At 65.5% G+C, this 13419-nt stretch carries 13 protein-coding genes; 9 read left to right on the top strand and 4 right to left on the bottom strand.

The genetic code is table 11. The features are described 5' to 3' along the window. The first annotated feature begins 50 nt into the window (after positions 1 to 50). The gene (locus CH273_RS11940; RefSeq protein ID WP_032395723.1) at positions 51 to 1430 is read left to right on the top strand and encodes a WS/DGAT/MGAT family O-acyltransferase; all 1380 of its coding nucleotides are present in this window, start codon (positions 51 to 53) and stop codon (positions 1428 to 1430) included. 71 nt (positions 1431 to 1501) lie between these two features. Here the strand turns inward: CH273_RS11940 and metG are convergent, their stop codons facing one another. Continuing rightward, positions 1502 to 3046: a methionine--tRNA ligase gene (gene metG, locus CH273_RS11935; RefSeq protein ID WP_032395722.1), complete on the bottom strand. Its 1545-nt coding sequence runs from the start codon at positions 3044 to 3046 to the stop codon at positions 1502 to 1504. Between the two features lie 21 nt (positions 3047 to 3067). Between metG and CH273_RS11930 the strand changes: the two genes are divergently transcribed. The 3 genes from CH273_RS11930 to rsmA all read left to right on the top strand — a co-directional run bounded on the left by CH273_RS11930 (position 3068) and on the right by rsmA (position 6119). Continuing rightward, complete coding sequence (locus tag CH273_RS11930) at positions 3068 to 3895, top strand: TatD family hydrolase (protein ID WP_032395721.1); 828 nt, start codon at positions 3068 to 3070, stop codon at positions 3893 to 3895. A gap of 102 nt (positions 3896 to 3997) precedes the next feature. Next, on the top strand, positions 3998 to 5125 hold the full coding sequence (locus tag CH273_RS11925) for a resuscitation-promoting factor (protein WP_032395720.1): 1128 nt from the start codon (positions 3998 to 4000) through the stop codon (positions 5123 to 5125). A gap of 118 nt (positions 5126 to 5243) precedes the next feature. Continuing rightward, a complete protein-coding gene (rsmA, locus tag CH273_RS11920; RefSeq protein WP_032395719.1) occupies positions 5244 to 6119 on the top strand; it encodes a 16S rRNA (adenine(1518)-N(6)/adenine(1519)-N(6))-dimethyltransferase RsmA in 876 nt (291 codons plus the stop codon). 7 nt (positions 6120 to 6126) lie between these two features. Here the strand turns inward: rsmA and CH273_RS11915 are convergent, their stop codons facing one another. Both CH273_RS11915 and CH273_RS11910 read right to left on the bottom strand, forming a co-directional pair. After that, on the bottom strand, positions 6127 to 6942 hold the full coding sequence (locus tag CH273_RS11915) for a DNA/RNA non-specific endonuclease (protein WP_032395718.1): 816 nt from the start codon (positions 6940 to 6942) through the stop codon (positions 6127 to 6129). 12 nt (positions 6943 to 6954) lie between these two features. Then, complete coding sequence (locus CH273_RS11910) at positions 6955 to 7944, bottom strand: helix-turn-helix transcriptional regulator (RefSeq protein WP_032395717.1); 990 nt, start codon at positions 7942 to 7944, stop codon at positions 6955 to 6957. A 182-nt stretch (positions 7945 to 8126) separates the two neighbouring features. Between CH273_RS11910 and CH273_RS11905 the strand changes: the two genes are divergently transcribed. From CH273_RS11905 to CH273_RS11890, 4 genes are all read left to right on the top strand, one after another. After that, positions 8127 to 9062 carry a 4-(cytidine 5'-diphospho)-2-C-methyl-D-erythritol kinase gene (locus tag CH273_RS11905; RefSeq protein WP_032396229.1) on the top strand — a complete coding sequence of 312 codons (936 nt, stop codon included), beginning with the start codon at positions 8127 to 8129 and terminating at the stop codon, positions 9060 to 9062. Next, on the top strand, positions 9062 to 10858 hold the full coding sequence (locus CH273_RS11900; RefSeq protein ID WP_032395716.1) for an ABC-F family ATP-binding cassette domain-containing protein: 1797 nt from the start codon (positions 9062 to 9064) through the stop codon (positions 10856 to 10858). The genes CH273_RS11905 and CH273_RS11900 overlap by 1 nt, the downstream gene beginning before the upstream one ends. Positions 10859 to 10934: 76 nt before the next feature. Further along, complete coding sequence (locus tag CH273_RS11895; RefSeq protein WP_032395715.1) at positions 10935 to 11618, top strand: DUF4166 domain-containing protein; 684 nt, start codon at positions 10935 to 10937, stop codon at positions 11616 to 11618. 45 nt (positions 11619 to 11663) lie between these two features. Then, positions 11664 to 12662 (top strand): enoyl-CoA hydratase/isomerase family protein, encoded by a 999-nt coding sequence (locus CH273_RS11890; protein WP_032395714.1) that lies wholly within the window; start codon positions 11664 to 11666, stop codon positions 12660 to 12662. A gap of 10 nt (positions 12663 to 12672) precedes the next feature. Here CH273_RS11890 and CH273_RS28170 read toward each other — a convergent pair whose 3' ends face one another. Continuing rightward, positions 12673 to 13020: a hypothetical protein gene (locus CH273_RS28170; RefSeq protein ID WP_230596808.1), complete on the bottom strand. Its 348-nt coding sequence runs from the start codon at positions 13018 to 13020 to the stop codon at positions 12673 to 12675. 70 nt (positions 13021 to 13090) lie between these two features. Here CH273_RS28170 and CH273_RS28165 point away from each other — a divergent pair, with 70 nt between their 5' ends. Next, complete coding sequence (locus CH273_RS28165) at positions 13091 to 13315, top strand: hypothetical protein (RefSeq protein ID WP_230596806.1); 225 nt, start codon at positions 13091 to 13093, stop codon at positions 13313 to 13315. Positions 13316 to 13419: the final 104 nt, after the last annotated feature.

The raw sequence follows: 13419 nt of genomic DNA, 5'->3' as shown, positions 1-13419 counted from the left end.
CACATTCGGTGCCGTACCGTGACCGAAAACGAATGGAAAAGGGACAGCTCATGGCACTCATGCCCATCACGGAATCGATGTTTCTGATCGCCGAGTCACGGGAGCACCCGATGCACGTGGGCGGTCTGGAGTTGTTCGTCCCGCCCGGTGATTCGCACGACTTCGCCGAGGAGGTACACCGCAAGTTCACCACCGGTGAGGTACACGAGCTCTTCCGTAAGCGCCCTGCGCGGCCGGTGCAGATCATGGGAAATCTGGCCTGGGCCTTCGATCCGGACGTGGATTTCGAGTACCACGTTCGCCGCACGGTGCTGCCTGCTCCCGGCCGGATTCGCGAGCTGTTCCAATTCCTCTCGCTCAACCACAGCGCACCGCTCGATCGGTATCGACCGATGTGGGAGCTGCACATCATCGAGGGTCTGGCGGACGGCCGAATCGCGTTGTACACCAAGGTGCATCACTCGCTGGTCGACGGCGTCAGTGCATTGAAACTGATGCAGCGCACGCTCTCCACCGATCCCGACGACCGAAGCGGAGTCGCCACCTGGGACCCGTCACTGTTCGGTAAGCGCAAGAAGCAGGGCGTCGAGGAGCAGCCGGGACGGCTTGCTCAGCTGGGCAGTGGGCTCTCGCTGGGACGCAAGATCGCGGGCGACCTCGTCGATTTCGCTCCGGCCTCGGCACGAATCGGATTGCGCGCGTTGAAGAAAGAAGGAGCTCAGCTGCCGTTGCAGGCACCGCGCACCATGTTCAACGTGCCCATCGGCGGCGCGCGCCGCTTCGCTGCCGAGAGCTGGTCGATCGAGCGGATCCGCACGGTCGGAACGGCTCTGGACGCCACGCTCAACGACATGGTGCTCGCGATGTGCGCCGGGGCTCTGCGCGCGTACCTCATCGATCGCAACGCGCTGCCCGAGGAACCGCTGATCGCGATGGTTCCGGTGTCGCTCCGCAAGGAGGGGGACGGCAAGGACGCCGGGAATTCGGTGACGACCATCCTGTGCAATCTCGCCACGGACGAATCCGATCCGCTCGTGCGGCTGGAACGAATCAAGGATTCGACCGTCAAGGGCAAGCAGATGATGAGCGAGCTCAACACCCTCGAAGCGCTCGCCGTGGGAGCAGTCACCATGGCTCCGTTGCTGTTCGGGCCGGTGCCGGGATTCGTCGACTACACCCCGCCGCCCTTCAACGTCATCATCTCCAACGTTCCCGGATCCAAGGAGGATCTGTACTGGAACGGCGCGAAACTGGACGGCATCTACCCGGCGTCCATCGTGGCCGACGGGCAGGCTCTCAACATCACCGTCGCCAGCAACGGCGACTCGCTGAACTTCGGACTCATCGGATGCCGACGCAGTGTGCCGCACCTGCAACGAATGCTGACGCATCTGGAGAACACGTTGGAGGAACTCGAGAAGACCTTGTGAGTGCGGCTTCGCCGCATGTGAGCGAAACTTCGTAGCCCACTACGAAGTTTCGCTCACATGCGTGGAGCGCTCTACTCGTACTTGGGGAACACCGGCGTCGGGGTGGGTAGTGCAGTGCCGGGCACCGAACGTGTTGCGATGTCGGTGAATTCGCGGTTCTGTACGCCGAGCAGGTCGAGGATGCGCGACGCGGAATCGGGCATGACGGGCTGCGTCAGGATGCTCACGATGCGCAGCACCTCGATCGTCACGTACAGCACGGTGGCCATGCGATCGGGATCGGTCTTGCGCAGTACCCACGGCTGCTGCAGCGAGAAGTAACGGTTGGTCTCACCGAGCACCGACCAGATCGCTTCGAGCGCGGAATGGATTGCCTGCACGTCGAATTCGCGTCGGCAGAGCTCGAGGAGTGCATCGGCGCGGGCCAGCATCGCGTCGTCCTCGGCGGTGAATTCTCCCGGTGTCGGGAGAGCTCCGTCGAGGTTCTTGGCGACCATCGTCAGCGAACGCTGCGCGAGGTTGCCGAGTTCGTTGGACAGGTCGGCGTTGACGCGGGCTACGATGGCCTCGTGGCTGTAGCTGCCGTCCTGACCGAACGAGACCTCGCGGAGGAAGAAGAAGCGCACCGGGTCGAGGCCGTAGTTCTCCACCAACGATTTCGGGTCCAGAACGTTGCCGAGAGACTTGGACATCTTCTCGCCCTTGACGTTCAGGAACCCGTGCACGAACACTCGCTTGGGCAGTTCGATGCCCGCGGACATCAGGAACGCCGGCCAGTAGACGGTGTGGAAGCGGGTGATGTCCTTGCCGATGATGTGCAGATCGGCAGGCCAGAATTTCCGGAAGGACTCCGACTCGAGGTCGGGATAGCCGGCACCGGTGAGGTAGTTGGTGAGCGCGTCGACCCACACGTACATCACGTGCGCCGGATCGCCGGGCACCGGTACGCCCCAGTCGAACGTCGTTCGGGAGATCGACAGGTCGCGCAGGCCGCCCTTGACGAAGTTCACGATCTCGTTGCGACGGGTGCCGGGCGCGATGAAGTCCGGCGACGCGTCGTACAGCTCGAGCAGTTTGTCCTGGTACTGCGACAGCTTGAAGAAGTACGACGACTCCTCGGTCCACTCGACCGGAGTGTTCGTCTCCGTCGCGACGCGCGAGCCGTCCTCGGCGAGGGTGGTCTCGGCCTCGGTGTAGAACGCCTCGTCTCGTACCGAGTACCAGCCGGAGTAGGAGTCGAGATAGATGTCGCCGTTCGCTTCCATCCGCTTCCACAGTTCTTGGCTGGCGGCATGGTGATCGGCGTCGGTGGTGCGGATGAAGCGTCCGTAGGAGATCTTCAGCAGGTCCTGAGCGGTCTGGAATGCGTCGGAGTTGCGCGCGGCGAGCTCACGGACGTCCACGCCCTCGGTCTGGGCGGTCTGCTGCATCTTCAGGCCGTGCTCGTCGGTACCCGTCAGGAATCGCACGTCGTAGCCGTCGAGGCGTTTGAAGCGCGCGATGGTGTCGGTGGCGATGTACTCGTAGGCGTGTCCGATGTGCGGAGCGCCGTTGGGGTACGCAATCGCCGTGGTGACGTAGAACGGTGGCCGTGGGGCATCAGCTGGCGCAGTCATGGTGCGCCTACTCTAACCAGCGTGAGCAGAGACCGTCCCGCACCACCGTTGCCCGAGTCCGTCGGCACTCTCGTCGACGCGCACACCCACCTCGATGCGTGTGGGGCGACCGACGCGGCGAGTGTGGCCGCGATCGTGGACAAGGCCGAGTCCGTCGGTGTCACGCGGGTGGTCACGATCGCCGACGACCTCGATGCCGCGCGCTTCGCCGTCGACGCGGCGTCCTGGGATCCGCGAGTGTGGGCTGCGGTGGCGATTCATCCCACCCGCGCGAACGCGCTCGACGACGACGCCAGGGCCGAGATCGAGCGGTTGGCGTCCGATCCTCGCGTGGTGGCGGTCGGGGAGACCGGACTGGACTACTACTGGCCGGGCAAGCTCGACGGGTGCGCCACGGTGGCCGAGCAACACGAGGGATTTCGCTGGCACATCGACCTCGCGAAGCGCCTGGGCAAGCCGTTGATGATTCACAATCGCGAGGCAGATGAGGATCTACTGGCCGTTCTGACGGCGGAAGGTGCGCCCGAGACGGTGATCTTCCACTGCTTTTCCGGTGGTCCCGAGACCGCGAAGGCCTGCGTCGACGCCGGTTACGTTCTCAGCTTTTCGGGGACCGTGAGTTTCAAGAATGCGCACGCGTTGCGGGAGGCCGCGGTTCTGGTACCGGACGAGCTCGTGCTGGTGGAGACCGACGCGCCGTTCCTGACGCCGCATCCGTATCGAGGTGCACCCAACGAGCCGTACTGCCTGCCGTACACCGCGCGGGCGTTGGCCGAGGTTCGCGGCCAGGATCCAGCGGCGCTCGCTGCTCACGCCACTGCCAATGCGGAGCGTGTGTACGGCCTCTAGCTGGCGAGGTTGCGACGTGGGTGCTAATTCGTTACCGTACCGTGACCGAACCCGGGCGTTTCGACGCCGAAGTCACGCTCGCAACCGCCAGGAATACGAAACTTGTCGACTATCAGACGCCTCAACTCTGCCCGCTCGACCACTCTCTACCTGGTCATCGCGGCCCTGTTGATGACGCTCGTCGCCGGTGGTGTGATGGCCGTGAGCCGTCACAAGACCGTGACCATCGACGTCGACGGCGACATGATCTCGCTGAGCACCATGAAAACCGACGTCAGCAGTGCGTTGGCCGACGCCGGTTATGCCCCGTCGGACAAGGATCTGGTCGTTCCCGCTCCCGACTCCGGCCTGAGCGACGGCGACACCGTTGTCCTTCGCCGCGCCCGCGAGATCACACTGAACGTCGACGGCAAGCCCGAGGAGATCTGGACCACCGCACTGACCGTCGAGGAAGCACTGCAGCAGACCGGCCTCGCCGAGGACGTGCACGTCTCCGCCTCGCGCTCGGAGCGACTGCCGCTCGACGGCACCGAGTTGGACGTCGCACTGCCCAAGCAGGTCTCGCTCGTCGACGGCGGAGCCCCCGCCACCCCGATCACCCTGGCCGCACCGACCGTGCGCGAATTCCTCGAGGCAGCAGGCGCGCCGCTCGAAGAAGCCGACACCGTCAGCCCCGATCCCGACGCGACCGTGACCGACGGCGCCGAGATCGTCGTCACGCGTGACCGCACCGTCACCAAGACCGAGACCACCGATACCGATGCGCCGGAGCAGCGGATCGAAGATCCGACGATGAACATGAGCCGTACCGTCGTCGAGAACCCCGGTGCCCCGGGCGTCTCCGACATCACCTGGAAGATCAACATGGTCAACGGCGTCGAGGTCGGTCGCGAGAAGGTCGACGAGAAGGTGCAGGTACCCGCGCAGCCGAAGACCGTCCGCGTCGGAGCAAAGCCCGGCACCGAGGTGCCGCCGGTGGAGAACGGTGCGATCTGGGACGCGCTCGCACAGTGCGAGGCAACCGGCAACTGGGCGATCAACACGGGTAACGGCTTCTACGGTGGCGTGCAGTTCGACCAGAACACCTGGGAACGTCAGGGCGGCCTCAAGTACGCACCGCGCGCCGACCTCGCCACCCGCGAAGAGCAGATCGCAATCGCATCGGTGACGCAGAAATCGCAGGGCTGGGGCGCATGGCCCGCCTGCACCTCGCGCCTGGGTTATCGCTGACTGCCTTGGGTCATTCCGCAGGCTCCACTCCTGCCTTCCTGGGTCATTCCGCAGGCTCCACTCCTGCCTTCCTGGGTCATTCCGCAGGCTCCACTCCTGCCCACGTAGAGTTTCCGCCGTGTCCGAACATGTGAGGGGATCCGCGGCTCTGCTCGGTCCCGCCGAGGTCCGCTCCCTCGCAGCCGAGCTCGACGTGCGGCCCACCAAGCAGCTCGGGCAGAACTTCGTGCACGACGCAAACACTGTTCGACGCATCGTCGCCTCCGCGGGAGTGGGCCCTCAGGACACGGTCCTCGAGGTCGGCCCCGGCCTCGGTTCGCTGACTCTGGCGTTGCTCGACGTAGCCGAATCCGTCATCGCCGTCGAGATCGATCCCAAGCTCGCGAACCGCTTGCCCACCACGGTGGCCGACCGAGCCCCGACCCTGGCCGATCGGCTGACGGTGATCGAGGCCGACGCGCTTCGCGTCCGAGCGGCGGACATCGCGGGGGAGCCGACTGCACTGGTGGCCAACCTCCCCTACAACGTCGCCGTTCCCGTGCTGATTCATCTGTTCTCGGAATTGCCGAGCCTCCGTGTCGCGGTGGTGATGGTCCAAGCCGAGGTGGCCGATCGGCTCGCCGCGGTACCGGGCAGCAAGATCTACGGCATCCCCAGCGTCAAGGCCAGGTTCTTCGGTGACGTCAAAAGGGCCGGCGCGGTGGGCCGTTCGGTGTTCTGGCCGGTGCCCAAGGTCGAGTCGGGCCTGGTGCGTATCGATCGGTACGACGAGCCGCCGTGGCCCACCGACACCGCGCATCGCAAGGCCGTCTTCGCGGTGATCGATGCCGCATTCGCGCAGCGACGAAAGACCCTGCGAGCGGCCCTCGCCGGCTGGGCCGGCTCCCCGGTGGCGGCCGAACGCCGGTTGCGTGAGGCCGGAATCGACCCGACGGCGCGAGGCGAAACCATCGACGCCGCAGCCTTCGTCCGCTTGGCCGCCACCGAAGCCTGAGGCCCCTCTACAGGTGGATGTCCGACAGTCGCGTCAGCTCGGTCCACGTCGACGCCTCGGCACGAGCGGCAGCCACCGGTGCGTAGCGATCGGCTTCGATCAACACACCCAGCTCCAGGCCGGTCATCGACGCGATGTCGGCCACCGGAACCTGGTAGGTCCGGTACGGGCCGAGGGGCGGGGGATCGGTCTCGAGTCGTAACGGCTTGTCGAGGATCGGATCGAGGGACGGCGACTGGTCGAGAACGTATCCGGTGCATGCGGGAGTCGAATCCTGCGACCATGCCGCGATCTTGAAGAACTGCCGCGGAATGGCGACACCGCGGTAGATCGGATCGTCGTCGGCGAAGATGCACCCGCTGAACACCGAGAGCTTTCGGTCGTACTGCTCGGCGTTTCCCAGCACGTAGTCCTCCAGCCCCAGCCACAGCGTCTTCGACTGATTCAGGGTGGCCGTCTGTGGCGCGCACACGGTGTAGTGGAACGTGTCCTCGTTGGCGCGCTCGGCCACCGCACGCTCACCCCACACCGGATCTCGCCTGCGAACCAGATGCCCGCGATCGAGGTCGTTGTTCTTGTACAGCTCGTTGCCCGCCTGCTGCGCAGCCGGTAGCCGATCGTCGAGTCGCCAGTTGTCTCCCCGCCCGACATCCTGCAGGCTCGCGCCGTCGATGTTGACGCCGGTGACCGCGGCGAGGCGTCGGGCAGGGTCGATGGACACCGAGAAGTGCGTGTACGCAAGCACCACCACGTCGGCGCGATCGGGCAACGGAACGTCGATGTCGGCCAGGAATTTCGGGTCGAAACCGAGTGGTGTCGTCATCTGCCCATTGACTCACGGACCGGTTACCGGAGGGTGAACCGCCGCGAGGTATCGCTCGTTCAGCCTCGCGTGCCGCTCGGCCACGATGCGGCATTCCTCGCGCAGTTCCGGTGGATCGAGCACCGTGAAATCGGTGTCGAACGCCGCCAGCCACCGCGCGATCGAGGGCAGCGAATCCCCGGCCAACACCACCGCGCAGGTGCGGTCGTCGATGGATTCGAGTGTGCCCCACTGCTCGTCGATCATCGGCGCGATCGTCTCGATCGGAGCGTGCAACGCGATCCGCGCCTGAACTCTGGCGAACGCACGATCGATTCCCTTCGAGACGAACGACGCCGCGCCTCCCGGCGGCAGCGCCCGGGGCGTGAACCGCGGACCCGTCGGAATCTTCGGAGTCAGGCGATCCACCCGATACGACCGCCAATCCTCCCGCAGTACATCCCAACCCAGCAGGTACCAGCGCGCTCCCGCCCGCACCAGGCTGTACGGCTCCACCTCGCGCCTGGACTCGGAACCGTCGTGCTTGCGGTAATCGAACCGCAACCGCTCGTGTCCGTGGCACACCGCTGCCACCGTGGACAGCACCGACGCATCCACCGCCGAACGGGGTGTCTTCTCCACCACGTCGATGCGCAACGCGTCGAGCCGATGCTGGATGCGCGAGGGCATCACCTGCCGCAACTTCGTCAACGCCCGCAACGACGCCTCCCCGATACCCGCGACCGAGCCCCCGGCGGCGGACTGCAACCCGAAGGCCACCGCCAGCGCCTCGTCGTCGTCGAGCAGCAGCGGAGGCATCTCCGCGCCGGGACCGAGCTGGTACCCACCGCCGACACCCGGCGTCGCATTGACCGGATAACCGATGTCGCGCAGCTTGTCCACGTCGCGCCGCAACGTGCGAGGAGTGACGTCGAGTCGCTCCGCCAATTCCGCGCCCGCCCAATCACGACGCGTCTGCAGCAGAGACAACAGTCGCAACAACCGAGCCGATGTTTCCTTCATGGGCCCACGATGCCACCGAATGCGGACATATTCGGTCCGCATCGCCCGATCATCCCCGCCCCCGAAGTCCACTGAATGTGACATCGACCGCCCAAAAGTCCACTGAACGTCACATCGAGTACCCACCGGAGGCCGCCCTGGTGGTGAACTCGGGCGTTGTTTCTCCACTACTGTGGTTACTCGTGCTGTCTGTCGTTCCCACACCCGTCGTTGTTCGGGCCCCGTCGAAGGTGAATCTGCATCTGTCGGTCGGTGACCTGCGTCCCGATGGCTTTCATGAGCTGACGACGGTGTTTCAGGCGCTCTCGCTCTCGGACGAACTGTCGGTGATTCCGGCCAAGACGCTCTCGGTTCGGGTGCGCGGTGACGACGCGAGGGTGGTTCCCACCGATTCGCGGAATCTGGTGTGGAAGGCCGCCGAGTTGCTGGGGCGTCGGGTCGGGCGAGAGCCGTCGGTGGAGATCACCATCGACAAGGGAATTCCGGTGGCCGGTGGCATGGCAGGCGGAAGTGCCGACGCTGCCGCGACCCTGGTGGCACTGAACGCGATGTGGCATCTCGATCTCTCGCGTGACGAGCTCGACGAGGTGGCGGCTCAACTCGGGAGCGACGTGCCCTTCTCGTTGCACGGCGGGACCGCGGTCGGAACCGGTCGCGGGGAGAAGCTGCTTCCGGTGCTCTCGCGCAACAGTTTTCACTGGGTGCTGGCGTTGGCGAAGGGCGGTCTGCAAACGCCTGCCGTGTACAACGAACTCGACGAGTTGCGGGCCAAGGGCGATCCGCCTCGCCTCGGCGGCACCGAGGATCTGATGCATGCGCTGGCGTCCGGCGATGCGCGTGCACTCGCGCCGTTGCTCGGCAACGACCTGCAGGCCGCTGCGGTCTCGCTGATGCCGCAGTTGCGTCGCACACTGCGTGCGGGAGTCACCGCCGGGGCATTGGCGGGCATCGTGTCCGGCTCGGGCCCCACCTGCGCGTTCCTGTGCGCCGACGCCGACGCGGCGGTGTCGGTGAGCGCTGAATTGTCCGGTGCCGGTGTGTGCCGCACCGTCCGTGTTGCGAGTGGACCGGTTCCCGGTGCTCGTGTTGTCACTAGTGAATCGATTGGTTTTTCCTGATGGTCAATCTCGTCAATCTCGAAAACGTCAGCAAGTCCTTCGGCGTCAAGCCACTGCTCGACGGCGTCTCGCTCGGCGTGCAGGAGGGCGAACGCATCGGCATGGTCGGTCTCAACGGCGGCGGTAAGACCACCACCCTCGAGGTTCTCGCCGGCATCGAACCGCCCGATTCGGGACGTGTCAGCCGGGTCAACGGCCTGCGCATGGCCGTCGTCACCCAGCGCGGCGTGTTGCCTCCGGGGTCGACCGTCGGCCAGGTGGTCCTCGACCCACTCGGAATGGCCGAGCACGAGTGGGCGGGTGACTCTCGGGTGCGAAACATCTTGACCGGCATCGGTATTGCCGACCTCGGGCCTGCGGGGAGTTCGGGACTCGACGCGTCGATCGACAACCTCTCGGGCGGCGAGCGTCGACGAGTTGCGTTGGCAGCGGCCCTGGTTCAGGATCTCGATCTGCTGGTGCTCGACGAGCCGACCAACCACCTCGACGTCGAGGGCGTGCAGTGGTTGGCCGCGCACCTGGTCAGCCGTCGCAGTGCGCTGGTGGTCGTCACCCACGATCGCTGGTTCCTCGACACGGTCGCCAATCGCACGTGGGAAGTGGTCGGCGGCGGCGTCGAGGCCTACGAGGGCGGCTACAACGACTGGGTGTTCGCGCGCGCCGAGCGGTCCCGTCAGGCCGACGCGTCCGAGGAGCGTCGACGCAACCTCGCGCGCAAGGAGTTGGCGTGGCTGCGCCGCGGTGCCCCGGCTCGTACCTCCAAGCCGAAGTACCGCATCGAGGCGGCCGAGGCTCTGATCGCCGACGTTCCGGCTCCGCGTGACTCCGTCGCGTTGTCCTCGTTCGCTCAGCGTCGTCTCGGCAAGGTCGTCATCGAACTCGAGGACGCGCGCCTGGAGACTCCCGACGGCCGAGAACTGGTGAAGGACTTCACCTGGCGTCTGGCTCCCGGTGAGCGCGTCGGCCTGGTCGGCGTCAACGGTTCGGGCAAGACCACGATGCTCCGCACGCTCGCCGGTGAACTGCAGCCTGCTGCGGGTAAGCGCATCCAGGGCCAGACGGTCAAGATCGGTTGGCTCAAGCAGGAATTGGACGACCTACCCAAGAAGCTGCGTGTTCTCGATGCGGTCAAGGAAGTGGCCGAGCGGATCACGTTGGGTGACCGCGAGATCTCGGCCGGGCAGCTCGCGGAGCGGCTCGGCTTCACCCCGGCGCGTCAGCGCACCCCCGTCGGAGATCTCTCCGGCGGTGAGCGTCGTCGGCTCCAGCTGACGCGCGTGTTGATGGCCGAGCCGAACGTGCTGTTGCTCGACGAGCCCACCAACGATCTCGACATCGACACCCTGCAGCAGCTCGAGGACATCCTCGACGGCTGGGCGGGCACCCTCGTCGTCATCAGTCACGATCGGTACCTGATCGAGCGCATCTGTGATTCCACCTGGGCACTGTTCGGCGACGGCAAGCTCACCAATCTGCCCGGCGGGATCGACGAGTACCTGCGTCGCCGGTCGGTTCTCGCGGCCGAGGCCACTCCGGATTCGTTGACCACCGGCGCGGTGCCGAAGAAGGCGACCCGGGATGCGGCGTCCGAGCGCGCGGCCCGTAAGGAACTGAGCAAGCTCGAAAAGCTCGTCCTTCGGCTCTCCAAGCGTGAGGTCGAGTTGCATGCCGAACTCGTCGACGCGTCCACCGAGCAGGGCAAGCTCGTCGCCCTCGACACCGAGCTCAAGCAGGTCCTCGCGGACAAGGATGTCGCCGAGGAACGCTGGATGGAACTGGCTGCCGAGCTGGAGTAGAGCCTGCGGCACGTGAACGGTAATTCGTAATCTGCTACGAAGTTTCGCTCACCTGCGCGCAGCGCATACTGGAGTCATGACATCGGTCGTCGCGGAAGTACTCGGTTCGGACTTCGCCCTTCTGCATCCCAAGGTTCAGTGGCGCTTCGGATTGCAGTCCTCGGACCATCTCGCCCAGTTCGGGGTGGGCGTGATGGAGGAGATGACGCACTCTCGGCTCGTGCCGCCGCCGTTGCTGTGGGCCGGCCGCAAGCGTGGACTCTTTCCCGCGGGTGTGGGCAAGGACGTGCCGTTCACCATCGCCAACTATGCGTATGTCGACGAACTGGGCCGCGAGACAATGTCTTTCGTGCGGCGTTTCGCTTTCGCCGGTCGACCGCAGGGAATGAACTCGGTGATGGTGTCCTCCGCCGAGTCCGACGCGTATGCCTTGGACTACCTGGGCTTCTCGTCGGACATGGTGGTGCACACCAGGTGTGAGGTCGACGCCGATGGTGGACTGGTGCTCGAGAGCGAGGTTCCGCGATTCCTGCTCGGCCCTCTTGCGCCGAAGTTGCCGAAGCCGGCGTCGGCGGTGACGATCGGTCGCGAGTGGTGGGATGCGGCCGAGGAACGGCATCGCATCGAGATCGAGGTGAAGAGCCCGGTGCTCGGGCAGCTGTTTCTCTATCGTGGATGGTTCACTGCCGAGGAGCGGCCGTGTCCTCCCGCCGACATTCCCGCTGACGCGCGTCCACGGTCGGTCGAGTCTCGCGAATAGCGCTACTGTTACGCGTCGAACGAGGTGCGTGTGAAGGAGTCAACAGTGGCCGTTGTCGAAGCCGAGACCGTGGGCGGAGTGGGGCATATCGTCCTGAACCGGCCGGAGGCTCTGAACTCGTTGAACGGTGCGATGATCGACGGGATCCGCGCCGCACTCGATGCGTGGCGAGACGACGATGAGGTCACTTCTGTTCTGGTGACGAGCAGTTCACCTCGGGCGTTCTGCGCCGGCGGTGACATCAAGGCGATTCGGCAGGCCGTCGTCGACGGTGACCACGAGGCGGGCCCGGCGTACTTCGCGGCGGAGTACGACCTCGACGAGGTGATTGCCGGCTACCCCAAGCCGTACGTCGCCGTCATCGAAGCGGCGGCTTTCGGTGGTGGCCTGGGAATTTCGATTCACGGCAGCGTCCGCATCGTCACCGAGAACGCCGTGTTGGCGATGCCGGAGACGGCGATCGGTTTCGTGCCGGATGTGGGGTCGAGCTACTTTCTCTCGCGCCTGCCGGGCCATGCCGGACGGTACCTGGCGCTGACGGGAACCCGTATCACCGGAACCGATGCGCTCGCACTGGGATTGGCGACGCATTTCTGCCCGAGCGAGGTCGTGTCCGATCTGAAGGCGGACATCCTCGCAGGCATGGATCTGGACGAGGTGTTGGACCGATACACCACTGCGCCGTCGACCACCGAACTGTCGTTCGACGCGGAGGCGGTGGCTGCAGTGTTCGAGAGGAGCTCGCTCGTCGACATCATCGATGCGCTGGTGTGCGACACGCCCTGGTCGCGGACGACGAAGACTCAGTTGGCGACGCTGTCGCCCACGTCCCTGATGGCAACCGACGCGCTGATCACACGCGGGGCCGACAGCACGTTGCGTGAATGCCTCGATCGGGAGTTGCGGATGGCGACGTGGATCATCACCGAACCGGACTTCGCCGAGGGTGTTCGTGCAGTGCTGGTCGACAAGGACCGAGCGCCGCAATGGAAGCCTCTGGTACTCGAGATGGTGCGACCAGAGGCATTCCAGCAGCTGTTGTGACCGGTAGGGGTCAGCGGTAGCCCTTGGCGGGGTTCTGCAGGTCCAGCACGATGGTCTGGCCGTTGGAGCGAACGTGGATCTCGGGGTTCTGCAGGCCACCCGAGACGAGGTATTCGCCGAGGAGCTGGAGCAGCTCGTCGGGACCGACGGAGGTGTCGGGGGTGCGGATGTCGCCGGTGCGGCTGCCGAGCTCGTTCTGGGTCAGGCGGCCTGCGATGCGTACCGAGGCGACGCCCATGGCGGTACGACGGTCCGGTCCCTGGCCGCGACCGAGCGACGGCGAGGAGCTGGAGCCGTGAGACGTGGAGCGGCCGTTGGTGGGCAGGCCGTGTTCTGAGATCTGATCGCTTGTAGTCACTTCAACCTCGTTCGATTCCGTGGCGGGCTTCTCTGGACGACGTCGATCCGCGCGGGGGGTCGTTGAATCCGTGACGGACGACGTTGCTGGTGCAGGCGTTGTTGCGGACGCCTTATCGGTGGACGTGGCCACTGCCTCCGAATTCTCGGTGGTAGAGGTCTCGGCCGCCTTCTCGGCGGGCGCTGCCGCCGAAGAATCGGTGCGGCCACCGGCGGGTGAAGTGGAGTCGGACTTCGGCGGCGTCGCCAAACGATGCGCAGGAACGCCACCGACCTTGATCCCGGCCAATGGGTAGTTCGATCCCTTAGTCATGTCGTTTTCCACTTCATCGTGATCCCAGGTGGTTCCGCGCCGAGATGTCACGATCGGGCATCGATCAGGACGGGCTACTCGGCGTCG

It is taken from the genome of Rhodococcus sp. 05-339-2 (assembly GCF_002258965.1).
In the GTDB taxonomy this organism is placed as follows: Bacteria; Actinomycetota; Actinomycetes; order Mycobacteriales; family Mycobacteriaceae; genus Rhodococcoides.
Note: the sequence above shows the minus strand (reverse complement) of the source record. Positions and strands in the feature narration are given on the sequence as shown.

What these genes read in the sequence shown, in the direction of transcription:
- CH273_RS11940 (WP_032395723.1), top strand. Translation starts at nt 51, where the DNA reads ATGGCACTCATGCCCATCACGGAATCGATGTTTCTGATCGCCGAGTCA.
- metG (WP_032395722.1), bottom strand. Translation starts at nt 3,046, where the DNA reads ATGACTGCGCCAGCTGATGCCCCACGGCCACCGTTCTACGTCACCACG.
- CH273_RS11915 (WP_032395718.1), bottom strand. Translation starts at nt 6,942, where the DNA reads ATGACGACACCACTCGGTTTCGACCCGAAATTCCTGGCCGACATCGAC.
- CH273_RS11910 (WP_032395717.1), bottom strand. Translation starts at nt 7,944, where the DNA reads ATGAAGGAAACATCGGCTCGGTTGTTGCGACTGTTGTCTCTGCTGCAG.
- CH273_RS11900 (WP_032395716.1), top strand. Translation starts at nt 9,062, where the DNA reads ATGGTCAATCTCGTCAATCTCGAAAACGTCAGCAAGTCCTTCGGCGTC.
- CH273_RS11895 (WP_032395715.1), top strand. Translation starts at nt 10,935, where the DNA reads ATGACATCGGTCGTCGCGGAAGTACTCGGTTCGGACTTCGCCCTTCTG.